We start from the raw sequence: 21,388 nt of genomic DNA on the forward strand, positions 1-21,388 counted from the left end.
AGGTGATGAGGTCTTATGCGTCATTACGAATTGATGGTCATTCTCGACCCCAATCTGGACGAGCGCACTGTCGCTCCGTCGCTCGATACGTTCCTCAACGTCGTTCGCAAGGATGGCGGCACCGTCGACAAGGTCGATGTATGGGGCAAGCGTCGTCTGGCTTACGAGATCCTCAAGCATGCCGAGGGCATCTACGCCGTTGTGAACCTCAACGCCGAGCCTGCCACCGTCAGCGAGCTGGATCGTCAGCTCGGACTCAACGAGTCCGTGTTGCGTACGAAGGTCCTGCGACAGGGCAAGTAATTGTCGGTGTCCGGCCCTAGGCTGGCACTCACAACGCTTACTACTGAAAGAGGAACCATGGCAGGCGAGACCGTCATCACCGTCATCGGAAACTTGACGGCTGATCCAGAACTTCGATTCACCCCCGCCGGTGCGGCAGTTGCCAACTTCACGGTTGCATCCACCCCGCGCACATTCGATCGTCAGACGAACGAATGGAAAGACGGCGACGCGCTCTTCATGCGCTGCAACATCTGGCGCGAGGCAGCGGAGAACGTTGCCGAGAGTCTGACCCGAGGCTCACGAGTGATCGTGAGCGGACGGCTGCGGCAGCGTTCGTACGAGACGCGCGAGGGTGAGAAGCGGACAGTCGTCGAGCTCGAAGTCGACGAGATCGGACCTTCACTTCGCTACGCCACCGCAAAGGTCAACAAGGCCAATCGCGGTGGAGGTGGCGGCGGAGGCGGCTTCAACTCCGGCTCGGGTTCCTCCGGCGGATCGGGCGGCGGCCGCTCGAACTCCTCGTCCAACTCCGGTTCCGGTGGAGACGATCCCTGGGGCAGTGCCCCGGCGGCGTCGGGCTCCTTCGGCGGACGTGGCGGAGACGAAGAGCCACCGTTCTAGATCCTTCGATCGAGAACAACCAGATGTAACGGAGAAAGACCCATGCCCAAACCGCCATTGCGCGACAAGGTGCTCAAGAAGAAGGCGTGTTCCTTCTGCAAGGAAAAGAACACGGCGATCGATTACAAGGACACGACGTTGCTGCGTAAGTACGTCAGCGATCGCGGAAAGATCCGTGCTCGCCGTGTCACCGGCAACTGCGTCCAGCATCAGCGTGACGTGGCCGTTGCCGTGAAGAACTCGCGTGAGGTAGCACTGCTGCCTTACGCCGCGACGGCTCGATAGAAAGGGGCGATTGGTATGAAACTGATCCTCACCGCTGATGTGGACAACCTCGGTGCGCCTGGCGACACCGTAGAGGTCAAGGACGGCTACGGCCGTAACTTCCTGCTGCCCCGCGGATTGGCCATCCAGGCCACCCGTGGAGCTCAGAAGCAGGTCGACGGCATTCGCCGCGCTCAGGAAGCTCGGGCCGTTCGCGGCCTCGAGCACGCCAACGAGCTCAAGCAGGCCATCGAGGGCCTCGAGTCCGTCACGCTGTCTGTCAAGACTGCCGGCGACTCGGGCAAGCTGTTCGGCTCGGTCACCGCGTCGGACGTCGCTTCTGCACTCAAGGCTGCCGGTGGACCGGTCGTCGACAAGCGCAGCATCGATCTGCCGAAGGCTCACGTCAAGAGCACGGGCAAGCACGACATCGTCGTGAACCTGCATCCCGACGTGACCGCCAAGTTCAAGCTGGAGGTCGTCGGAAGCTGATTTTCAGCTTTCGGCCCGAAACGGCTGCAAGAAACCCCACGAACTTCGGTTCGTGGGGTTTTTTCGTGCCATCTCACAAAATTCAACTGTCACAACGGTTTCCAAATTGTGAAGGATCTCTCTCGGTGCCACCTTCGGCCGAGGTTTGCGTACCCTTTACTTGGGGGCGACATTCCAAGCCGGAACACGATCGACCGACCTGACGCCTAGACGCCCGGAGGAACTGCCGTGACAACGACAGCAGAGCACGATTCAGAACCCAGTCCGAAGACCCGATCCGAGCCGCCGTCTCGGGTCGGGTCGATAATCAAGTACGACCTACCGGCCTCGCTGGTCGTTTTCCTTGTGGCAGTGCCACTTTCGATCGGTATCGCTGTCGCCTCCGGCGCTCCCATCATGGCCGGCCTCATCGCCGCTGTGGTCGGCGGCATTCTCGCCGGTATTCTCGGCGGATCGCCGTTGCAGGTCAGTGGTCCGGCTGCGGGTCTGACTGTGGTGGTCGCCGAGTTGGTCAACCAATTCGGTTGGGCCACAACATGTGCCATCACGGTGTTGGCCGGCCTCGTCCAGGTTCTTCTGGGCATGAGCCGCATTGCTCGTAGTGCACTTGCCATTTCGCCGGTGGTCGTTCACGCGATGCTCGCCGGCATCGGTATAACCATTGCGCTGCAACAGATTCACGTGCTGCTCGGTGGAGAGTCCGAAAGCTCCGCGGTGCAGAACCTCCTCGCCATTCCGCGTTCCGTGGCCGACGGCCAATGGCCGTCCATCGTCGTCGGCGGCATCGTCGTCGTGCTGATGTTCTCGTGGCCGCGACTGGCCGGCGTGTCCAGTGTGATGGCCAAGGTTTCCAAAGTGCCTGCGGCACTGGTTGCAGTGGTCACTGCAACCGCGGTCTCGATCTTCTTCTCGCTCGACGTCGAGCGAATCGAGTTGCCGGGCAACCTCATCGAGTCTCTGAGCTTCCCGATCATGCCCGACGGTCAGTGGGGTGCATTCGCCACCGGTGTCATCACCATCGCGCTGATCGCCAGCGTCGAGAGCCTGCTGTCCGCTGTGGCCGTCGACAAGATGCACAGCGGTGAGCGCACCAACTTCGACCGCGAATTGATGGCGCAGGGTGCGGGCAACATGGCCTCCGGTGCCATCGGTGGCCTGCCGATCACCGGCGTCATCGTGCGTAGCGCGACCAACGTCAAGGTCGGTGCCAAGTCTCGTGCGTCGGCGATTCTGCACGGCGTGTGGATCCTGATCTTCTCGGTGCTGTTCATCTCGATCGTCGAGCTCGTGCCCTTCGCGGCGCTCGCCGGGTTGCTCGTGATGATCGGTGTGCAGCTCATCAAACTGGCCGACATCAAGATCGCGAACAAGACCGGTGACATCGCTGTCTACGCAGTCACGGTGCTGGGTGTCGTCGCGCTCAACCTGCTCGAGGGAGTGCTGATCGGCCTGGCGCTCTCGATCATCCTGGTTCTGCGACGCGTGGTGCTGGCGAAGATTCGGGCCGAGGAAACGGTCGACGGAACCTGGCGGGTGACGATGGAGGGCTCGCTGAGCTTCCTCGCGCTGCCGCGACTGACTCGTGTGTTGGCCACGGTGCCCGCAGGCACGTCGGTCACCGTCCATCTCGGAGTCGACTTCCTCGACCATGCTGTGCACGACGCGTTGAACGAGTGGGTCCGCCAACACGAAGCGACCGGTGGTTCCGTGCGCGTCGAGGAGGTGGGCACGGCGTCGATGGCTGCGGCCACCGAAGGGCCACCGCGGCGCGGATCTGCCACGGTGCGCAGCTCGTTGGCACCGTGGCGGGCGTGGCAGCTCAAGAGCGACGACACGCAGGAGGATTCGCCTGCCGCTCTGCGTCCGGTGTTGAGCGGAGTGGCCGAATACCACCGCACTCATGCCCCCAACATTCGTCCGCACCTGGAAGGTCTGACCGAGTCTCAGGACCCGGACACGCTGTTCCTCTGCTGCGTCGACTCACGCGTCATGCCGAACACGATCACCAGCAGCGGCCCCGGTGACCTGTTCACCGTGCGTAACGTCGGCAACATGATCCCCACCCAAGGTCAGGATTGTTCGGTGGAGGCAGCTCTTGCCTTCGGCGTCGACGAAGTGGGTACGTCGTCGGTCGTGGTGTGTGGCCATTCCGGTTGCGGTGCCATGAAGGCGATTCTCGGCGGGGCGGAGAATGCCGCCGACCCGTCGGTGGCCGAGTGGCTCGGGCACGGAAGGGCCAGCCTGGACGCGTTCCGCAGTGGGCACCCGGTGGGCCGCCAAGCGGCGGAGCTGGGCTTCGGCGAGGCCGACCAGCTCGCGATGGTCAATGTCGCGGTGCAGCTGCAGACGTTGACCCGCCACCGGGTGGTGGGACGCGCGAACGCGGAGGGTCGTCTGCGGATCACCGGCCTCTTCTTCGACATCCCGTCGGCCCGGGTGCTGCAGATCGGTACGAAGGAGATCACGGTTCTCGACCCGGCGCTGTGCCCGCAGAAGGCCGATCTCTGACGGCCTGTTCGAGCGAAGTACGAGGGCCCGATTCCCGACGGGGATCGGGCCTCTCGGCTCGAAAACCAGCACTAAGACTGTTTCGGTGCCAATTTCCAGCCGGTGTGACGTACTTCACCGCGGAGTTCACTCGGCATTTACTCAACACGCCCGAGTTGTCAATTCGGCCGACACGCCGCCCCCAGAACGATGCACAGGCAAAAAACTTTATGTACACGCCTTGACGTGCGGGAATGGTGCAAAGTCCAAAAGTTATACCCAGGTTATCCCCAGACGGTCAACACCGTTGTTCAACCTCGTCCACATTTCATCCACAGATCCATCCACAGCCTGTGTTGTGACTCCTGGCGATACCGCTTAACGTCCCTCCAGCGTCTCTCTCGATGCCGTCGAACGGTGCCGGGGCAGCGCGGATCCGGTACCGAACAGGACCTGTCGGTGCCCGGGGGTAGAACTTGCTTGACCGCACGTCCGGGTGTTATCCGGCCGTGCTCGGACTATGGGGAGAGGACGGCCGGTTCGCGTGGCAGTTGTGGACGATCGAGGACAGTCCGACTACTCCGGCTCCTCGTCCAGCGAAGGTCCGGGCGAAGACTTCGGGCGACAGCCGCCACAGGACATGGCCGCCGAACAGTCCGTGTTGGGCGGCATGCTGCTGAGCAAGGATGCCATCGCCGACGTGCTCGAGGTGCTCCGTCCGGGCGACTTCTACCGGCCGGCACACCAGAACGTCTACGACGCCATTCTCGACCTCTACAGCCGCGGTGAGCCTGCCGACCCGGTGACCGTCTCGGCCGAGCTGGATCGCCGCGGCGAGCTCAAGCGCATCGGCGGCCCGCCGTACCTGATCACGCTGACTCAGACGACGCCCACCGCCGCCAACGCCGGGTACTACGCCGAGATCGTGGCGGAGAAGTCCATTCTCCGGCGGCTCGTGCAAGCCGGTACCCGCATCGTGCAGTTCGGTTACGCCGGAGCCGACGGTCAGGACGTCGCCGAGGTCGTCGACCGCGCACAGGCAGAGGTGTACGAGGTCACCGAGCGACGCACCTCCGAGGACTTCCTCCCCCTCGAAGAGTTGCTGCAGCCCACGATGGACGAAATCGACTCCATCGCCAGCCGCGGCGGCATCTCCCTCGGCGTGCCGACGGGATTCGCCGAACTCGACGAGATCACCAACGGTCTTCACCCTGGTCAGATGATTATCGTCGCGGCAAGGCCCGGCGTAGGTAAGTCTACCCTAAGTATGGATTTCATGCGTTCGTGCTCCATCAAGCACGGCATGCCCAGTGTCATCTTCTCTCTGGAGATGAGTCGCACCGAGATCGTCATGCGTCTGCTGTCCGCAGAGGCCAAGATCAAGCTCGGCGACATGCGTTCCGGAAAGATGACTGACGACGACTGGACCAAGCTGGCCCGTCGCATGAGCGAGATCAGCGAAGCACCGCTCTTCGTCGACGATTCGCCCAACCTGACGATGATGGAAATTCGAGCCAAGGCGCGACGCCTCAAGCAGCGCAACGGCCTCAAACTCATTGTGGTGGACTACCTTCAGCTGATGTCGTCCGGCAAGAAGGTCGAATCCCGTCAGCAGGAGGTCTCGGACTTCTCCCGTCAGCTCAAGCTGTTGGCCAAGGAACTCGAATGCCCGGTGGTCGCGGTCTGCCAGCTCAACCGTGGTCCTGAGCAGCGAACCGACAAGAAGCCCATGGTCTCGGACCTCCGTGAGTCCGGCTCGCTGGAGCAGGACGCCGATATGGTGATTCTGCTGCACCGCCCCGACGCCATCGAGCGAGACGACCCCCGCGGCGGCGAGGCCGACCTGATCCTCGGCAAGCACCGTAACGGTCCGACGGCGACAATCACTGTGGCGCACCAGCTGCACCTGTCCAGATTCGTGGACATGGCACGGGGCTAGGGACAGCGGCGCTGGTCCAACGCTGGGTCGCGTATTCTTCATGGGGTTCAGACCCCAGCACCCAACGCAGCACATCGACGAAAGTAATCATGCCCGAGGACCAGAACACAGACGTTCCACCGAACCATCTCTCGATCGATCCGAGCAGCCGCTTCTACAACGAAGAGGTTCTTCGCCGCGACGTGGGCATTCGCTTCAACGGCGTCGAGAAGACGAGCATTCGCGAATACAACGTGGCCGAGGGTTGGGTGCGTGTCGAGGTCCCGACCGCGAAGGATCGCTACGGAAACCCCATGCTCGTCAAGCTCAAGGGCACGGTCGAACCGTACTTCCGCGACGCAAAATAGCGAAGTAGGTACCGGACACCTCGCCCTGGCGTTCGGTACCTACTGATCAGAGTCGGTATCGGATCAATCGCGAACTGTTGCCGACCACCGCGACCGACGAGGCGTTGTGCAGGATTGCCGCCAGCACTGGGGACAGCGCACCACCGGCGCTGACCGCCAAGCCGAGAGCGTTGACGGCGATGGACATTCCGTAGTTCTGACGGATGACCGACACCGAGTGCCGGCCGAGGTCACGTACGTCGAGCAGACGCGACAAGTCGTCGCTCGCCAGTGCCACGTCCGCGGTCTCGACGGCAACGTCGGTGCCCGCCAATCCCATTGCGATTCCGATATCGGCGACGGCCAACGCAGGAGCATCGTTGGTGCCGTCACCGACCATCGCCACGACGTAACCTGCGTCCTGCAGTTCTCGGACGGCTTCGAGCTTTTCGTCAGGCATCACTTCGGCCCGCCACTCGGTGATACCGAGTTCCGCGGCGACCGCCGCCGCTGTCTTCGGGTGGTCGCCGGTGAGCATGATGATGCGTTCGACACCGTCGGCACGGAGCGCGTTCAGAACGGCCGATGCGTTGGTACGGACTTCGTCGCGGAGACTGATCAAGCCGACGAGTACGCCGTCGACGGCCAACAGCAGCGGAGTCTCGGCCTCATCCTGCAGTCGCGAAACCCATTGCTGCGCATCCTCGGACACCGCGACGTCCTCGCTGCGTAGGAGAGATGGACTGCCCAGGAGCAGCGTCCGTCCGTCTGCGACCGTCCGCATGCCGAGTCCGACGATCACCTCGCACTCCTCGTGCGGCGGGATGACGATGTGTCGTTCCTCGGTACTCCGAATGACAGCCTCTGCCAGAGGATGTCGAGAGTGGATCTCGGAGCTCGCCGCGTAGGCCAGCACCTGCTCGGGTTCCCAATCGTCCTGAAACGAAACGACATTGGTCACCACTGGGCGTCCCACCGTGAGGGTTCCGGTCTTGTCGAACACAAAGGCGTCGACCCTGCCGGCCTGTTCGAGGTGAGATCCGCCCTTGATGAGAATGCCTCTGCGGGCACCGTTTCCGATGGCTGCGCTGATGGCGGTCGGCGTGGACAACCCGACCGCGCACGGGCACGCCACGAGCAGCATCGTCATGGCACGTCGTACATCCCGGGTGACGACGAGAGTCAGCGCCGACAGGATGAAGGACGCGGGGACGAAGCGTCGTGAAAAGTTCTCTCCTACAGTCTGAATCGGTGCACGATCTTCCTGCGCCTCCTCGACGCGAGAAATGATGCGGCCGATCGTTGTGTCGCGACCGACGGCGGATGCGCGCACGACGAGGCGGCCACGGACGACGACGGATCCCGCATGAATACGGTCTCCGGCGACGATCGATACCGGCAAGGTCTCGCCGGTGATCGCGGACTGATCCACCACCGCGTCACCGTCGACCACGGTGCCGTCGACGGGAACGCCCACGTGGTCGTGCACGACGACCTCGTCGCCGATCTCGAGTCGATCGACGTCGACGGAGATCTCGGAGCCGTCGGGCAGCCTGATCCAGGCGGTGTCCTGTGTGCCGGTCAACAGATCTGAGATCGCGCGTCGAGTTCGCTTGAGGGTCAATTCCTGCAGGTACTCGCCGATGTTCAGGAGCCACAGCACGGTGAGGGCGACGACGTTCTCGCGCAACACGAGGCTGGCCACGGTTGCGGCGCTGACGAGTGCGTCGGTTCCTGCCGTCCTGTTGCCGGCCAGCGAGCGCACGGCTCCCTTGAGGAACGGGTAGCCGGTGAAGATCGTTGCGCCGGTGGCAACGAGACGGCTGGTGGGGCCGAGGATGGGCGGCCGACGGAACGCGTAGCGGCGAAGACCGAGAAGGACCAGTGTCGCGCCGCCGATGGTCATCCGCAGCACGTCGCCGCTGGTGACGTCAGCTGAGCGCGGACTACGGACCGGTACCAGGGCCCAATTCGTCGAGCGCCCCGCGTTCACTGCGTCGAAGAGTTCGGCCCTGTCGATTCGTGTGCGGGAGTACCAGATGACGACCGACGCCGTCCGCGGGTACGCATGAACGGCGCGCACTCCGCGGATCTTGTCCACATGGTCCTCGACCGCGACAGCACGGCCCGGGCTCGAGCGGAGCCAGTCGACGCGAAGGCGCATACGGCCGGCGGCGTCGGAGAGGATCTCGATGCCGTCTGCCTGCGTCGCGTCGATGTCGAGGGGGCGTTGGGCGAGGGTCGTCATAATCGGAAGCAGTCCCGGTCAGTGCGCGTGGCCGTGGCCTGCATCGGAGGCCGTGGGCGGCTGAACCTCTTCACCGATCCGGTCCCGGGCCTCGGCGACGACGTCGGACACGGCCAGTCGGGCCGATTCCGCGTGAACCTCGGCCTTGCGCGCTGCGCGCAGACCGAGTTCGGTGGCCGACACCGCAGCCTTGCGGACGGGGGCCTTCTCGTACAGCTTCTTGGCACCGTTGTATGCGGCGACGCCGACTGCACCCGTCACGACCGTCGATACTGCCTTCGCGACGATGATCGGAAACGCCATGTTGTAGCTCCTCGTATTCGAACCGGTACCCACTTATTGGGAATCATATTCGTTTCATGTGATCATGGCGACTTGCGGGGTCCCCGGGGCGCAGGGCCACCCATACGTTGATCGGGCCCGGGTGAGGTTGGGCGAGCCACTGGTAGGCCCTTCGATCGAGGTACAAATACTCCAATGTGACCACCAGTGTTCCGTCGCTGTCGCGATACGCCCCTGACGCGTTACGAAGATCCGACTCGCTCTGCTTTACAGCCTCCAGGACGGCATGGTTGGTCCAGGCGCCCCCGGCCGGACCAGGAATGCGCAGTGCGGGTTCCCCCGGATATTCGGGCCTGTCGATGCCGTCGATCACGTCGGCTTCGATGGCTCCGTCGAGCAACGTGCCGCTCAGCGACACCCACCCACCCGATGGCATGACGGAGTTACGTCCCGTCACCGGGATGGTCACTGCGCTCAGGGTCGCTGCCCGCTCGTCGGGGGCATTGGGCGTGAGGCGGATCGATCCGTCGTCGACGAGTAGTGCGCCGATTCCCACGATTGGATCGCCTGATTCGACTGCGAACGAATCGATTTCAGATGTCATCGGTTCGGCCTTGTGGATCGGAAAGCTCTGGTCACGTATGGCAGGTCGATCGTTGTATCCCCATGCAGCCCTAGCTCGTCGAACAAGGTGGCGAGATTCTGATCTATGCCGTTGCGCTCGTCGGCCGTCGCGGTGATGTAGAAACTGCGCGATCGAACCAGGTCGGTCAACAGCGATCGGTTCACCGTGCGAGACCACGCCCATCGTCGCTCTTCGAGATGATCGAAGGGCTCCGCTATTGGTGGCGGACCGTCGTCGAACATGGCCATCGCTCCACCACGTGAGACCACGGAGTTGAGGCGTCGAACCCAGGGCTGCGACTCGTCGCGAATGTTCCAGATCAATCCCAGCACACCGCCAGGGCGCAGGACCCGTCCGATCTCGCGTGACGCGGCCACTGGATCGACCCAGTGCCAGGCCTGTCCAAGCAGCACTCCATCGAGACTCTCGTCGTCTATTGGGAGGGACTCGGCAGTACCGACCTTGGTCGGGACACCCGGTACCGCGATCCGCAGGGCGTCGAGCATGGCGTTATCAGGGTCGACGGCAATGGCGTCGCAACCAGCGGCAACGATGCTGCGCGTGAGCTTGCCCGTGCCGGCACCGACGTCAGCGACTCGTGGACGACGATCGGACGCGAGAGTGGGCTCCAACATCCACGCGACTGCGTCCGACGGGTATTCGGGACGAGCAGATTCATACACCTCGGCGGCGGTCCCGAACGACGTCGAGCTGTTATCTCGGCTAACCATAAGGTCACGTTACCCGTCCGGTTCGAGCTCGAGTTCGTAGTAGAGAGCCTTTGGTCCCTCGCCGCGTCCTTCGTGACAGTCGAAGCCGCGCTTCTCGTACACGTGGCGGGCTGCCTCGTCGTCTTCCGAGGTATTGAGGTCCATATAGGTCGCACCCCTACCGCGTGCGTGCTCGATGACATTGTCGAGAAAGGTTGTGCCGTAGCCTTTCCCGCGCAGCCCGGGCTGGATGTAGAACTCGGCGAGATAGGCCTCCATGTCTGCGCTCAAACTCCCGATCCGAAAACGCACAACCGCTACACCGATGGCGGGAGTCCCAAACGTCAGCACGCTGGTGTCGCCGGACTTCACCAGAGTGTCGAGATGTGATGCAAGCCAATCCGGCTCGGGCACCGGGTAGTCGTACTCGCGATTGAAATCGATCAACAGGGTTGCGGCCTCGATGAATTCGGCGGGATCCTGGACGGCACGTGTACCGCTGACCGATGTCATCGACTTCTCCCCTGTCAGTGATCCGGTTGAACGAGATTCTTGGCGTCGAGCAGACCGAGGCCGGGATGCATCTCTCGCAGCGCTTTGATGGCGTAGACAGTTCTGCCGCGTTCTTCCACTAACGCTTCGACATCCTCGGCGGGTACGGCCTCGGGTCCGATCTTGTCGACGCTGGCTCTTTCGGGACGCAGATGGCTGTACACCAGCCAGGGGATGGCTACACCCGCAAGTGACAGCTGGATCCAGTCCCAGGTCGAGGGTTCTGAGATCACGTCGGAAATCAGAATGAACGCAATCCAGGCCATCCAAGCGACGTACAGGTACCGGACCCACGGACGTCGACTCATGTGTTCCATGCTGTCATCGCCGATGGATCAGGGCAATGGCTCAGCGACGCAATTCGCTATCGAGCTGCGCCAGGAGCTTGCCGAACGTGGTGCGCCCTGAGGCCGGTTGTGGAAACCGTCTAAGGACCGACCGGAATGTTGCATCGGCTTGTGTATGGATCCATTCGATCTGCTTCGCAACAGCTTTGGAGTCCGTCAGCTCGAGATGGACGGCAGAACCAAGAATATGCTTGACCTGATGCGAGCTGTACAGCGGATGGAGGAAGGCGGCCCCAGCTGCATGCATGGCAGCAAGGGCGGCGTCGGTGGCCGCGCAAGGACGGAGATCGTTCGAGTGCGAGACCTCGCAAATCGGCAAGGCCCGACGGGCACAGGCAACTGCGAAGGCCACAACCTCCCGAATGTCGTCGAGACTCAGCTCCACTGCAGAGGATTCGCCCACCTCATAATCGCCTCAACCTTCGTGCACCTCTGTAGTGATGCAGAAGGGGTGGCCGGCGGGGTCGAGGAGAACTCGCCACCGCGGGTCCGGTTGCTCCGCTGCTTCTGTTGCCCCGCATTCGAGTGCATGAGCGACGGATTCGTCGAGGCTCACTCCCGCATCGAGATCGAAGTGCACGATGGACGCCGACGGCCATGTAGGCGGGATGTAGTTCGCCACTCTTTGCGCAACGATGTTCAGGCCCGAGTGCGTGCGAATCCCCGAGCTCGACGGGTTCTCCCACAACAGGTCTCCGCCCAGAAGCGCAAGGTAGAAGCGAGCGAGGGCTACCGGTTCGGGGCAGTCGATGGATATCCCTGCTACGTCGAGGTGTGGACGCGACATGTCACGAGAATACGGTGGCCCCCAGCGTGACGACGACTATCACGAAGACGACCAGGAGTAGCCAGCCCTCCCAGGTGTGCGGGCTGATTCCCCAGCCGTACCGTTTCGGGCCGAACCAACTTCGGGGTGGATTGAAAGCCATAGCGCCGTCCTGCCTGTTCGGAGTCGCGTCCACCCTATGAAGGCACCAGACTATTCGCAATGGTAATGACTTGGTGATCGGTGGTGCGCTGAGTGTCCACAATTCGGCTCGAGAATCGGGAAAGCGCGCCGGCCTAGTAATAGTGGACACTGTGCACACCTTCCCAGAAGATCCAGCCGCGACGTCAGCTGTACAACCGCGCCGTTGCCGTAGCCCGTTGAGCCAATTCGTCGCGAATTGTGTTCGGCTGGAGCACTGTTACCGCAGGTCCGCAGTGCCACAACGCCCCCACAGCGTGATTGTGTCCGGAGAACTCGATGACTGCGAGGCGTCGTCCGTCGTCCTGAACCTGGTCGCTGATCACTCGAACGACATTCTTGGTCAACGAGATCCATACCGATTCTTCTGCGAGGCAGGTGATTTCGATGTGGGTCAAACTCGCACGGAACGACTTCCAGTGTGCGGTGAAGGCGGCCTCCAGGTCCACGGTGGAAGCGCGGTGAGCCTGCTCGTCGAGCACGGTCAGTTCGTCGATCCGCGATACCCGGTATACACGTTCGGTGCCCTCACGCCCGGCGAGTAGGTACCAGTGATCGCCGGCGTAGACCAGCCCGATGGGGTCAAGGATTCGATCGTTCACCGAACCGCTGCGATCGCGATACGTGATTCTTATCCGCATACCGTCTATGACGACCCGTTGGAGTTCCACCAGATGTTCTTCCGGTTCGTGGGGATACGCGAAACCGTCGGGCCGGACCAGGATTCGTTGTGACGCAGTGCTTGCCGCCGCCCGGTGAGCGTCGGGTATCGCGGCGATCACCTTGCGCATGGCGCTCGCGAACGCCGGGGTGGCGACGCGTCCCGCGCCGGAAGCGAGCAATGCCGTCGCCTCGGCGGCCGTCAGACCGGTCAGCTCGGTGCGATAGCCCTGCAGCAGACTGATGCCACCACCGCGACCGCGATCGGTGTAGACCGGAATGCCCGCCGAAGACAAGGCTTCGATGTCACGCAACACGGTGCGCGTGGACACTTCGAGCTGGGCGGCGATGTCGGCAGCGTTCAGTCTGCCCCGATGTTGGAGCAGCATGACGATGGACAACAACCGGTCTGCGCGCACCCGAAAAGTCTCTCACCAAAACATGACAGAAGATGTCATGTTCACCCGATCTACTTCTACCCAGCAGGCCACACCCGGTGGCCGCGAAACGGAAGGATCGACAATGAACACCATCGAGACCACGCAGCAGACGGATCCGCGCGAGGTGTACTTCACGTCCGCCGCATGGGTGAGCGGTCTGCTCACAGGCGTGCGCGCCGACCAACTGGACCTTCCAACTCCGTGCGACGAGTTCGTCGTCCGGACGCTGGCAGGCCATCTCGTTGCCACGGTCCGAAGGCTGATTGCGATCGCCGAACTCGGGAGTCCGGACTCTGTGTCGCCCTTGTGCTCCGATCATGACGCCGCATCCTTCGACACGTCGGTGACGCAAGCCCGTGCCGCGTGGGCCGACGATGCATTGCTCGATGCCCCGGTCGCGGTCCCGTGGGGTGAGGTACCGGGGCGATCGGCTGTGTGGGGATACACGCGCGAGCTACTACTGCACGGCTGGGACCTCGCGGTGGCGACTGGCCAGCCCGCAGAAGTGGACGACACTCTCGTCGAGCCGGTAGCAGTGGAATTCCATGCAATGCTTCCAGCGGATGCGCGGGTTCCGGGAGTGCCGTTCGGCCCCGTCGTGGAACCGAGGCCGGAAGCGGGTTCACTCGAACGCCTGGCGAATTTCTCCGGTCGGTCGTCGGACGGCTGGGTGTAGTCACGAGTATTGGCTCATGCAAATGACTTTCGACGAGACGCCGCGACATATGGCAATGCGCTGACTCACCGCCGATCTGCAACTGCCCTGAGCGTCCACAATTCGGCTCTGGAATCGGGATCCCGTCGATGCCTGCGAATTGTGGGCGCTCACCTCACTTGCGGCGGCGCTCGAATCGTGTTTTCGCGGTCTCGTAGGCCGATCGAAGCAACTCCTCGACTTGTGGCTGCGTTCCAGATGCCGGATTGACGATCGATATCCATCCGGCAGTGCCGTATTGCGGATGCGCTGCGAGCGTGTCGTCGGCATCGGCTCGAGGCGCACGGTCAGCCTCGCGTGGCATTACACCCAACAGCCTCTCGAATTCTTCCTTCGCTACAGGGACATTGACGCGGAAGGCGCCGGGACGATCCAGCCGAGACAGTTCGTCGCCTGGGTAATTCTTGGTCACGACGGTGGCGAACGGCTGAGTACCGGTCGGGATGGTCCCGTCGGGTGAGTAGTAGAAGAACACGTCGCCCCATGCGAGTTCGGGGGTTCCGTCGCCCTCGCTGGGACGCTGCGCCACTGTTCCGTCGAAGCTGCCGACCAGGTCGACGATGTCGCCGAGAGTCATGTTCCTCACCTCGTCGAAGTAGCTGTTGCGCGATGGATGATCTGTTCGATTCGATCTGCGTCGTCGGAGTCTCTCGGTGCGTAGAGGAAGACGTAGGTTTCGGGAAGTCCGAGGCCAGGGCGTCCGGCGAGGGGGTGTAGCTCACCCCAGCCCGCGGAGATGACGGTCTGAGCATCGTCGGGCTGCATGACGACGTGCATCGATCCTTCGGTCTCGTGGACGTGGAGTATCTCGCCGTTGGTTCGCGAAATCCACGGTGCAGCAGCGGTGACATCCGTCAGATACAGCGCGTCCCCTCGCCTCTCGAAGTGGCTGCGCGCCAGGTGGTATCGATTGTTCGTGCGCGCTTCGGTAGCAACTGCGCCGGTGATCCTGTCTGTCAGTACGGGCGTAGCACGGTCGGTGAGCTGGCGATGTGGAATCGGGTACGGGGCGATCCTCGGACGCGGTCCTCGGCGCGGCTCGAGGTGCCAGTGCCGGCCTGCGCGCGACGCGCCGGCGACGGTCATAAGATCACGTCTGGACAACGGTCGTAGCGCGGTGGCGATCAACCACCCACCGACGTTGGCCGGTAAGCCACCCGGCCCCAAGGCCCTCCACGTCGTGTAGTCGTTCTTGACGGTCTGCACAAGTCCCCCCCAGGTCGGATACGTCCGCACCACGGTAACTGCGCGACGACTCCGGCGGTAGGCCTACATCGTCCGATGTACGACGAGATACACGTGCAGACCGATGTGCAGGAACGTTCGGGTCCATAGCGTTGTGGTCGTCAACGAAACAGCGAAGAACAAGCACAGCAGAGGAACCGTCATGCACGCCGCAGTACTACTTTCACAACAACACTCGACCACCGAGCAGGTACTCGGGTTCGGGCTGGGAACCATCGTCTTGGTGGCAGTGCTCGGCGCGGTCGTTCTGTTCGTCGCCGCGCTCGTCAGCATCCTTCGCTCACCCAATTACAGTGTCGCAGGCCGTGCGGTGTGGATCTTCGTCGTGCTCGCGTTTCCGTTTCTCGGGCCTCTGGTCTGGTTCGTATGGGGCCGCACCTCGACGTTCGCCGTCGAAGCGTCGAACAGTCTCAGATGACCGATCCGATCGTGCGTGCCGCATCCGGGAACTCACCGGCGTTCGAGCCCGCGTAGTTCAACCGCAGGAACTTGCCGGTGGGTTCGGCCGGGAAGTAATCGTCTCCCGCACCGACGATGACACCCGCCAATTTGCATTTGTGCTCAACGTCTTCCAGGTCGATGTCGTCACGCAGGCGCATCCACAGATTGAGTCCGCCCCGGGGGATCCGATCGAGATGACCGCGAGGAGCGAACTCGATCAGGCTGTGGGCCAATAGGTCTCGACGAGCTTCGAGTAGCGTGCGTAGGCGTCGTAGGTGTGTGCGCCAGGCGGGTTGAGTGACGACATCGAGAGCGACGGTTTGCAGGATGCCGCTGACGTACATCGATTCGGCTCCCGTGTCGGCGAGGATACGTTCGTGGGCCGGGCCACGAGCGATCAAGCCTGCCAATCGAATCGACGGTGATACGACCTTGGTCAGCGAACGCAGGTACACCACATGTCCGCCGTCGTCTCGTGCGGCCAATGGGCTGGGTTCGGCGGTGATCCCGAAATCGTGGGCGGAGTCGTCCTCGATCAGGAACGCGCCGTGTCGTCGAACGATGTCGAGCACACGTTCGGACAGGTCCGGAGACCACTGCGCTCCAGTGGGGCTGGCGAAGGTCGGTTGAGCGTAGAACGCCCGCGCGCCGGACTCGGCGAATGCCTGCTCCAGCGCGTCCGGGTCGGGTCCGTCGACCCCGGTGGGGACCGGGACCACGCGAACGCCTGCCTGCGTTGCCGCCAGAATCGCTCCCCAGTACGTCGGTGATTCCATGAGAAGTGGGCGTCCCGCACCGACGAGCGCCCGAAAGGCCGTGCTCAGGCCGGTCTGGCTGCCCGGGATGATGACCACGTCGCTGGCCGAGGGCGGCGTGACGCCCAGCGGGGTGGAAGCGCCGAGTTCCGCGGCGAACCAAGCTCGAAGCTCGGGCAGACCTGCGGTCGGTGGCCGGGCAACCACTGCGTCGGTGCGTGAGGCTCGGGTGAAAGCAGCGTGAACGAGTCGCTCCGGCAACAGCTCTCGGGCCGGGTAACCGGAATGCAGAGCGATCACGTCACTCGACGTGGACTGCAGTGCGGCGGGGAGTTGCAATCTGTTTCCGGGTGCACCGAGCGCGGCAGTCTGCCACCCGTAGTCGTTCGGGCGGGCCGTGTGCACGGTCTTGACGAATGTTCCGACGCCAGGCCGTGTTTCGATGACACCCTGCGAAATGAGGGTGCGCAGTGCTTTCTGCACCGTCACGGGGCTGGCCGAATGCTGGGCCACCAGCGCCCGAGTGGATGGCAGCTTCGCCTCGGGCGGGGCGGTTGCGATCCAGGTTCGCAGTGCGGACACGATCCGGGAACTGCTATCGTCGGACATGACACAGCATAGTAGCGCTACCCAGCTCGCGCCGGGACTGCTATCCCGAGCCGGCCTCTTGTGGGGACTGTTGGGTGTCACGGCGTTCTCGTTCACCGTGCCACTGACTCGGATCGCCGTGACCGGTGGCCTGTCGCCGCTGTTCGTCGGGTCCGGCCGGGCCGTCGTCGCCGCGGCTCTCGCTGCTGCCGCCCTGGCCCTGACCTCGCAACGGTTGCCACGCGGACGGCAATGGGTTCGACTGTTTGTCATCGCGGCAGGGGTCGTCATCGGTTTCCCCGTGCTCACGTCGTTCGCTCTGACCACCGCCTCCGCCGGCCACAGTGCCGTCGTCATCGCGCTTCTGCCGGCTGCGACCGCGGCCTTCGCCGTCGTCCGCGAGCGGCAACGCGTCCGGCCGATGTTCTGGTTGGTTGCGGCCATGGGTGCTGCGGTCGCTGTCGGATTCGCGGCCGTGCAGGGCGGCGAGGTCGCCGGACTGGGGTGGTCGGATCTGCTTCTCCTCGGAGCCGTCGTGGCGGCCGCGATGGGATATGCGGAGGGCGGGCTGCTTGCGCGTGAACTGGGAGCGTGGCAGACGGTCTCGTGGGCGCTCGTCGTCTCTGTTCCGGTGACCGGAGCGATGACGGCGTTCGCGTGGTGGCATCAACCCACGAGCGGAGGTGTCGCAGAGTGGGCTGCGTTCGCCTATCTGGCCGTCGTGAGCATGTACCTGGGGTTCTTCGCCTGGTATCGGGGGTTGGCCATCGGTCCGATGTCGAGCGTGAGCCAGGTGCAGCTCGTTCAGCCGGTGCTGACGATCTGCTGGGCCGCGATTCTGCTCCACGAGGGACTGACGTGGCCGGTGGTCGTGGGTGGAGCAGCGGTCATCGTATGTGCAACAGTGGCGGTCCGAACTCGGATGTCGCCGTCCGTTCGACAGGAGGAACTTTCGTCATGACGCGATCGATCGATCAGGCACGCAAGCTCGAGAATGTTCGCTACGACATTCGTGGCCGCATTCTGGACAAGACCGAGGAACTCGAGGAGCAGGGGCACAAGATCCTGCGCCTCAACGTGGGCAACCCGGCCCCGTTCGGTTTCGAGGCACCCGACGAGATCATGATGGCGATGATTCGCAATCTGCCTACCGCGCAGGGATATTCCGACTCGCGGGGCCTGTTCTCGGCGCGCACCGCGGTGGTGCAGTACTACCAGACCAAGGGCCTGAGCGACCTCGACGTCGGCGACGTCTACCTGGGCAACGGGGTCTCCGAGCTGATCACCATGACGATGCAGGCGCTGTGCAACCCCGAGGACGAGGTGCTGATCCCCTCCCCCGACTACCCGCTGTGGACGGGCTCGGTTGCTCTCGCCGGAGGCACTCCGGTCCACTACTTGGCAGACGAGACTCAGGACTGGGCTCCGGACTTCGAGGATCTGGAATCGAAGATCACCACCCGTACCCGGGCCATCGTCGTGATCAATCCCAACAACCCCACCGGTGCGGTGTACTCACGCGACGTTCTGCAGCGTTTCGTCGACCTCGCGCGCGAGCACGATCTGATTCTGCTCGCCGACGAGATCTACGAGAAGATCGTGTACGACGGTTCCGAGATGACCAATCTCGCAACTCTCACCGGCAAAGATGTGCTGTGCCTGACCTATTCGGGGTTGTCGAAGGCCTACCGAGTGTGTGGATTCCGTGCCGGGTGGCTGGCGATCACCGGTCCACGACGCCGTGCCGCGAGCTTCATCGAGGGCATCACGTTGCTGTCCAACATGCGCATGTGCGCGAATGTGCCTGCACAACATGCAATACAGACGGCGCTCGGCGGCCGTCAATCGATCGAGGACCTTCTGCTGCCGACGGGTCGGTTGACCGCGCAGCGGGATCTGGCGCATCGAATGCTGAACTCCATCGACGGGATCAGCTGTGTGCAGGCTGCGGGCGCGCTGTACATGTTCCCCAAGCTCGACACCGACCGTTTCGGCATCGTCGACGACGAGAAGTTCGTCCTCGACTTGCTCGAATCCGAGAAAATCCTGGTCAGTCACGGTCGAGCGTTCAATTGGGATGTGCCCGACCACTTCCGGCTCGTCACCCTGCCCAACGTGGACGATCTCTCGACCGCACTCGAGCGGCTCGGTAACTTCATGAGTTCGTACTCGCAGTAGTGCTCAATTCTTATCGGGCTCGAACAGGTCCTCGATCGTGCAGTCGAAAGCTGCGGCAAGGCGAAAGGCGACGGGCAGGCTCGGGTCGAATCGCTCCTTTTCGATGGAGATGATCGTCAGGCGGGTGACGTCGATGCGTTCGGCCAGCTCGCTCTGAGACCACCCCTTCTCGGTGCGACGACGTCGAACATCGTTCTTCACTCGGACAGGGCCCGGTAGCGCGCGAACGCGTACCGCGCAGTGAACGATGCGAACGCAGCCAGCAGCAAGCCCGTCAGAAGCAGCGTGGCCGGGGGGTCGACTCTTGCGATGGACACCACCGCAAGGGTCAGACCCAGTACGGTCACCAGATCGGTGGCCGTACCGCTGGACGCGGATGTCGTCCAATGGCTTTCGATGCTGTCGCCCGAGGTGTAGGTCTGGTCTGTGGTGACCGGCGCGACGAACAGTATCCAGCCCAGCATCGCGCCGAAGGGCAGCGCGGTGACGCCGAACACCACCGCCGCGACCCCCGGTGCGACGGGCGAGACGAGCCAGGCGAGCAATGCCGTCGCCGATGCCGTGGCCAGGCCGACAGCGGCGACCGATATCCATCTGAGTCTCACCTGAATGCTCCGTTCGTTGGTATAGCTCGCTATACGTATAGGAAACCATACATCCCACTCCGATGTGTGGTCCGCAGCAAGCTACTGGCGGTATGGTTCGAGCACGTGGATTGCCGGATTTCGGCGTCGTACTCAGCCCTAGGAGCCTGATCGTGCATTCGTCTTCACTCGGAGATCACTGATGGCCGGCGGACTGGTAGCCCTGCTCGACGACGTGGCCGCGCTGGCACGGCTGGCGGCAGCATCGATCGACGACGTGGGAGCCGCTACCGGCAAAGCGACGGCCAAGGCCGCCGGTGTCGTGATCGACGACGCAGCGGTGACGCCTCAGTACGTTCGCGGTCTCGCGGCCGAACGGGAATTGCCCATCATCAAGCGCATCGCTGTCGGCTCGCTTCGGAACAAGCTGCTGATCATTCTGCCGATCGCCCTGCTGCTCAGTCAGTTCCTCCCATGGCTGCTGACGCCTATTCTGATGCTCGGTGGCTGCTACCTCAGCTATGAGGCCGCGCACAAGATCTGGGGAGCGCTGTTCGGCCACGGCGATCATCACGCCGAGGCAGAGGACGAGCCGCGGGACGAGGACAGCGTGGTGTCCGGTGCCGTTCGGACCGACCTGATTCTCTCCGCCGAGATCATGGTCATCGCTCTCGACACCATTGCGAGCGAGGGCTTCTGGAGTCGCCTCATCATCTTGGCGGTCGTCGCGGTGGTCATCACCATCGTCGTTTACGGCGTCGTCGCACTCATCGTCAAAATGGACGACATCGGTCTGAAGCTGGCCGAGGGCTCGTCCGGGTTCGTCGAGAAGTTCGGCCGCGGACTGGTCAAGGGCATGCCGAAGGTGATGGCAGTGCTATCGGTCGTCGGCACCGCAGCCATGCTGTGGGTCGGTGGGCACATCCTTCTCGTGGGCATCGACGAGCTCGGTTTCCATCCCATCTACGAGCTGGTGCACCACGGTGAGGATGCGGTGCGTGGGGTCGCGGGTGTCGGCGGAGTGCTGGCGTGGATCGTCAACACTCTCGCGTCGGCAGTCATCGGTGCAATCGTGGGTTGCATCATCGTGCTTGCGCAGCTCGGTATCTCCAAGGTGCTCGCCAAGCGGGCCGCCGCGAAGTAGTGCCTGTACCGGCGACGTTCGCCGTCGTTCATCCCTCGTCGGAGCCGGCGCTCGACATCCTGTTTCGCTACTACGCGGATGTCGTTGGCCGCTTCCATGGTCGGCAAGCGTCGGACGAGGAAACGCGTCGAGCGATGATCGACGAGCCGAGTGACGATCTCGTGGGTGATTCGGGTCTGTTCGTGGTCGCATACCTGGGCTCGATGCTGGTCGGTTGCGGTGGTGCTCGTTTCGTCTCCGACGACATCGCAGAACTGACTCGGGTGTTCGTCGACGCGCGTGCCCGTGGAAACGGCGTCGGGGCGTCGGTCGTCGAGTTCGTCGAAGGTTCGGTCCGGCAATCGCGCCGCAAGACAATGCGATTGGATACGCGAGCGGACCTCGTCGAGGCCCGGGGCCTGTACTCCAAGCTCGGCTATCGGGAGGTACCGGCATTCAACACCGAGCCCTACGCCGAGGTATGGCTGGAAAAGCGACTGCTTTGAACAGCTTT

27 protein-coding genes are annotated in these 21,388 nt (G+C 63.2%); 13 read left to right on the forward strand and 14 right to left on the reverse strand.

Features of this window, described 5'->3' with window-relative positions; all coding sequences use genetic code 11:
- Nucleotides 1-15: 15 nt before the first annotated feature.
- The 7 genes from rpsF (at nt 16) to K414_RS0105775 (ending at nt 6,435) form a co-directional block, all read left to right on the forward strand.
- Nucleotides 16-303 carry a 30S ribosomal protein S6 gene (gene rpsF, locus K414_RS0105745; protein ID WP_008711385.1) on the forward strand — a complete coding sequence of 96 codons (288 nt, stop codon included), beginning with the start codon at nt 16-18 and terminating at the stop codon, nt 301-303.
- A 57-nt stretch (nt 304-360) separates the two neighbouring features.
- Nucleotides 361-906: a single-stranded DNA-binding protein gene (locus K414_RS0105750; RefSeq protein ID WP_027495079.1), complete on the forward strand. Its 546-nt coding sequence runs from the start codon at nt 361-363 to the stop codon at nt 904-906.
- A 42-nt stretch (nt 907-948) separates the two neighbouring features.
- On the forward strand, nt 949-1,191 hold the full coding sequence (rpsR, locus tag K414_RS0105755; protein ID WP_027495080.1) for a 30S ribosomal protein S18: 243 nt from the start codon (nt 949-951) through the stop codon (nt 1,189-1,191).
- 15 nt (nt 1,192-1,206) lie between these two features.
- Nucleotides 1,207-1,662: a 50S ribosomal protein L9 gene (gene rplI / locus K414_RS0105760; RefSeq protein WP_027495081.1), complete on the forward strand. Its 456-nt coding sequence runs from the start codon at nt 1,207-1,209 to the stop codon at nt 1,660-1,662.
- A 228-nt stretch (nt 1,663-1,890) separates the two neighbouring features.
- Nucleotides 1,891-4,170 carry a bifunctional SulP family inorganic anion transporter/carbonic anhydrase gene (locus K414_RS0105765; protein WP_027495082.1) on the forward strand — a complete coding sequence of 760 codons (2,280 nt, stop codon included), beginning with the start codon at nt 1,891-1,893 and terminating at the stop codon, nt 4,168-4,170.
- A 523-nt stretch (nt 4,171-4,693) separates the two neighbouring features.
- Nucleotides 4,694-6,088 carry a replicative DNA helicase gene (dnaB, locus tag K414_RS0105770; RefSeq protein ID WP_027495083.1) on the forward strand — a complete coding sequence of 465 codons (1,395 nt, stop codon included), beginning with the start codon at nt 4,694-4,696 and terminating at the stop codon, nt 6,086-6,088.
- An 89-nt stretch (nt 6,089-6,177) separates the two neighbouring features.
- Nucleotides 6,178-6,435: a DUF3297 family protein gene (locus K414_RS0105775; protein WP_027495084.1), complete on the forward strand. Its 258-nt coding sequence runs from the start codon at nt 6,178-6,180 to the stop codon at nt 6,433-6,435.
- Between the two features lie 46 nt (nt 6,436-6,481).
- Here the strand turns inward: K414_RS0105775 and K414_RS0105780 are convergent, their stop codons facing one another.
- The 9 genes from K414_RS0105780 to K414_RS0105825 form a co-directional block, all read right to left on the reverse strand.
- Entirely contained in the window at nt 6,482-8,662 is a 2,181-nt protein-coding gene (locus tag K414_RS0105780) for a cation-translocating P-type ATPase (RefSeq protein ID WP_051364954.1), read from the reverse strand.
- An 18-nt stretch (nt 8,663-8,680) separates the two neighbouring features.
- Nucleotides 8,681-8,965, reverse strand: a complete 285-nt coding sequence (locus K414_RS0105785) for a DUF1490 family protein (protein WP_027495086.1) — start codon at nt 8,963-8,965, stop codon at nt 8,681-8,683.
- 43 nt (nt 8,966-9,008) lie between these two features.
- Nucleotides 9,009-9,548, reverse strand: a complete 540-nt coding sequence (locus tag K414_RS0105790; RefSeq protein ID WP_027495087.1) for a hypothetical protein — start codon at nt 9,546-9,548, stop codon at nt 9,009-9,011.
- Nucleotides 9,545-10,300 carry a class I SAM-dependent methyltransferase gene (locus K414_RS0105795; RefSeq protein ID WP_027495088.1) on the reverse strand — a complete coding sequence of 252 codons (756 nt, stop codon included), beginning with the start codon at nt 10,298-10,300 and terminating at the stop codon, nt 9,545-9,547. Before K414_RS0105795 ends, K414_RS0105790 begins: the two co-directional genes overlap by 4 nt.
- A gap of 9 nt (nt 10,301-10,309) precedes the next feature.
- Nucleotides 10,310-10,792 (reverse strand): GNAT family N-acetyltransferase, encoded by a 483-nt coding sequence (locus K414_RS26135; RefSeq protein WP_032373444.1) that lies wholly within the window; start codon nt 10,790-10,792, stop codon nt 10,310-10,312.
- Nucleotides 10,793-10,806: 14 nt separating this feature from the next.
- Nucleotides 10,807-11,139 (reverse strand): hypothetical protein, encoded by a 333-nt coding sequence (locus K414_RS0105805; protein WP_152530364.1) that lies wholly within the window; start codon nt 11,137-11,139, stop codon nt 10,807-10,809.
- Between the two features lie 40 nt (nt 11,140-11,179).
- On the reverse strand, nt 11,180-11,581 hold the full coding sequence (locus K414_RS0105810) for a hypothetical protein (RefSeq protein WP_027495090.1): 402 nt from the start codon (nt 11,579-11,581) through the stop codon (nt 11,180-11,182).
- A gap of 12 nt (nt 11,582-11,593) precedes the next feature.
- Nucleotides 11,594-11,965: a VOC family protein gene (locus K414_RS0105815; RefSeq protein WP_027495091.1), complete on the reverse strand. Its 372-nt coding sequence runs from the start codon at nt 11,963-11,965 to the stop codon at nt 11,594-11,596.
- A gap of 326 nt (nt 11,966-12,291) precedes the next feature.
- The gene (locus K414_RS0105825) at nt 12,292-13,224 is read right to left on the reverse strand and encodes a WYL domain-containing protein (RefSeq protein ID WP_027495092.1); all 933 of its coding nucleotides are present in this window, start codon (nt 13,222-13,224) and stop codon (nt 12,292-12,294) included.
- 103 nt (nt 13,225-13,327) lie between these two features.
- On the opposite strand from K414_RS0105825, the gene K414_RS0105830 reads away from it, so the two are divergent.
- Nucleotides 13,328-13,921, forward strand: coding sequence for a TIGR03086 family metal-binding protein (locus K414_RS0105830; protein WP_027495093.1), 594 nt, complete (start codon nt 13,328-13,330; stop codon nt 13,919-13,921).
- Between the two features lie 154 nt (nt 13,922-14,075).
- Here K414_RS0105830 and K414_RS0105835 read toward each other — a convergent pair whose 3' ends face one another.
- Nucleotides 14,076-14,537, reverse strand: coding sequence for a DUF6194 family protein (locus tag K414_RS0105835; protein WP_027495094.1), 462 nt, complete (start codon nt 14,535-14,537; stop codon nt 14,076-14,078).
- 5 nt (nt 14,538-14,542) lie between these two features.
- A complete protein-coding gene (locus K414_RS0105840) occupies nt 14,543-15,166 on the reverse strand; it encodes a hypothetical protein (protein ID WP_152530365.1) in 624 nt (207 codons plus the stop codon).
- A gap of 181 nt (nt 15,167-15,347) precedes the next feature.
- On the opposite strand from K414_RS0105840, the gene K414_RS0105845 reads away from it, so the two are divergent.
- Nucleotides 15,348-15,623, forward strand: coding sequence for a PLD nuclease N-terminal domain-containing protein (locus K414_RS0105845; RefSeq protein WP_027495096.1), 276 nt, complete (start codon nt 15,348-15,350; stop codon nt 15,621-15,623).
- Here the strand turns inward: K414_RS0105845 and K414_RS0105850 are convergent.
- Nucleotides 15,616-17,010 carry a PLP-dependent aminotransferase family protein gene (locus tag K414_RS0105850; RefSeq protein WP_027495097.1) on the reverse strand — a complete coding sequence of 465 codons (1,395 nt, stop codon included), beginning with the start codon at nt 17,008-17,010 and terminating at the stop codon, nt 15,616-15,618. The genes K414_RS0105845 and K414_RS0105850 overlap by 8 nt on opposite strands.
- Between K414_RS0105850 and K414_RS0105855 the strand changes: the two genes are divergently transcribed.
- Both K414_RS0105855 and K414_RS0105860 read left to right on the forward strand, forming a co-directional pair.
- The gene (locus K414_RS0105855; protein ID WP_027495098.1) at nt 17,009-17,950 is read left to right on the forward strand and encodes a DMT family transporter; all 942 of its coding nucleotides are present in this window, start codon (nt 17,009-17,011) and stop codon (nt 17,948-17,950) included. The genes K414_RS0105850 and K414_RS0105855 overlap by 2 nt on opposite strands.
- A complete protein-coding gene (locus tag K414_RS0105860) occupies nt 17,947-19,167 on the forward strand; it encodes a pyridoxal phosphate-dependent aminotransferase (protein WP_027495099.1) in 1,221 nt (406 codons plus the stop codon). The genes K414_RS0105855 and K414_RS0105860 overlap by 4 nt, the downstream gene beginning before the upstream one ends.
- 3 nt (nt 19,168-19,170) lie before the next feature.
- Here K414_RS0105860 and K414_RS0105865 read toward each other — a convergent pair whose 3' ends face one another.
- Nucleotides 19,171-19,368: a helix-turn-helix transcriptional regulator gene (locus tag K414_RS0105865; RefSeq protein WP_027495100.1), complete on the reverse strand. Its 198-nt coding sequence runs from the start codon at nt 19,366-19,368 to the stop codon at nt 19,171-19,173.
- The gene (locus K414_RS0105870) at nt 19,365-19,772 is read right to left on the reverse strand and encodes a hypothetical protein (RefSeq protein ID WP_152530366.1); all 408 of its coding nucleotides are present in this window, start codon (nt 19,770-19,772) and stop codon (nt 19,365-19,367) included. Before K414_RS0105870 ends, K414_RS0105865 begins: the two co-directional genes overlap by 4 nt.
- A 181-nt stretch (nt 19,773-19,953) precedes the next feature.
- Here K414_RS0105870 and K414_RS0105875 point away from each other — a divergent pair, with 181 nt between their 5' ends.
- Both K414_RS0105875 and K414_RS0105880 read left to right on the forward strand, forming a co-directional pair.
- Nucleotides 19,954-20,895, forward strand: coding sequence for a DUF808 domain-containing protein (locus K414_RS0105875; RefSeq protein WP_027495102.1), 942 nt, complete (start codon nt 19,954-19,956; stop codon nt 20,893-20,895).
- Nucleotides 20,895-21,380: a GNAT family N-acetyltransferase gene (locus K414_RS0105880; RefSeq protein ID WP_027495103.1), complete on the forward strand. Its 486-nt coding sequence runs from the start codon at nt 20,895-20,897 to the stop codon at nt 21,378-21,380. The genes K414_RS0105875 and K414_RS0105880 overlap by 1 nt, the downstream gene beginning before the upstream one ends.
- Nucleotides 21,381-21,388 lie beyond the last annotated feature (8 nt).

This window comes from Rhodococcus sp. JG-3 (genome assembly GCF_000482405.1).
GTDB classification, from domain to species: domain Bacteria; phylum Actinomycetota; class Actinomycetes; order Mycobacteriales; family Mycobacteriaceae; genus Rhodococcoides; species Rhodococcoides fascians.

Coding starts and splice junctions, on each gene's coding strand:
- K414_RS0105805 (WP_152530364.1), bottom strand. CDS start 11,139: ATGAGTCGACGTCCGTGGGTCCGGTACCTGTACGTCGCTTGGATGGCC.
- K414_RS0105860 (WP_027495099.1), top strand. CDS start 17,947: ATGACGCGATCGATCGATCAGGCACGCAAGCTCGAGAATGTTCGCTAC.
- rplI (WP_027495081.1), top strand. CDS start 1,207: ATGAAACTGATCCTCACCGCTGATGTGGACAACCTCGGTGCGCCTGGC.
- K414_RS0105850 (WP_027495097.1), bottom strand. CDS start 17,010: ATGTCCGACGATAGCAGTTCCCGGATCGTGTCCGCACTGCGAACCTGG.
- K414_RS0105830 (WP_027495093.1), top strand. CDS start 13,328: ATGAACACCATCGAGACCACGCAGCAGACGGATCCGCGCGAGGTGTAC.
- K414_RS0105750 (WP_027495079.1), top strand. CDS start 361: ATGGCAGGCGAGACCGTCATCACCGTCATCGGAAACTTGACGGCTGAT.
- K414_RS0105875 (WP_027495102.1), top strand. CDS start 19,954: ATGGCCGGCGGACTGGTAGCCCTGCTCGACGACGTGGCCGCGCTGGCA.
- K414_RS26135 (WP_032373444.1), bottom strand. CDS start 10,792: ATGACATCGGTCAGCGGTACACGTGCCGTCCAGGATCCCGCCGAATTC.
- K414_RS0105845 (WP_027495096.1), top strand. CDS start 15,348: ATGCACGCCGCAGTACTACTTTCACAACAACACTCGACCACCGAGCAG.
- K414_RS0105785 (WP_027495086.1), bottom strand. CDS start 8,965: ATGGCGTTTCCGATCATCGTCGCGAAGGCAGTATCGACGGTCGTGACG.
- K414_RS0105795 (WP_027495088.1), bottom strand. CDS start 10,300: ATGGTTAGCCGAGATAACAGCTCGACGTCGTTCGGGACCGCCGCCGAG.
- K414_RS0105790 (WP_027495087.1), bottom strand. CDS start 9,548: ATGACATCTGAAATCGATTCGTTCGCAGTCGAATCAGGCGATCCAATC.
- K414_RS0105775 (WP_027495084.1), top strand. CDS start 6,178: ATGCCCGAGGACCAGAACACAGACGTTCCACCGAACCATCTCTCGATC.
- K414_RS0105780 (WP_051364954.1), bottom strand. CDS start 8,662: ATGACGACCCTCGCCCAACGCCCCCTCGACATCGACGCGACGCAGGCA.
- K414_RS0105835 (WP_027495094.1), bottom strand. CDS start 14,537: ATGACTCTCGGCGACATCGTCGACCTGGTCGGCAGCTTCGACGGAACA.
- rpsR (WP_027495080.1), top strand. CDS start 949: ATGCCCAAACCGCCATTGCGCGACAAGGTGCTCAAGAAGAAGGCGTGT.
- K414_RS0105855 (WP_027495098.1), top strand. CDS start 17,009: ATGACACAGCATAGTAGCGCTACCCAGCTCGCGCCGGGACTGCTATCC.
- rpsF (WP_008711385.1), top strand. CDS start 16: ATGCGTCATTACGAATTGATGGTCATTCTCGACCCCAATCTGGACGAG.
- K414_RS0105815 (WP_027495091.1), bottom strand. CDS start 11,965: ATGTCGCGTCCACACCTCGACGTAGCAGGGATATCCATCGACTGCCCC.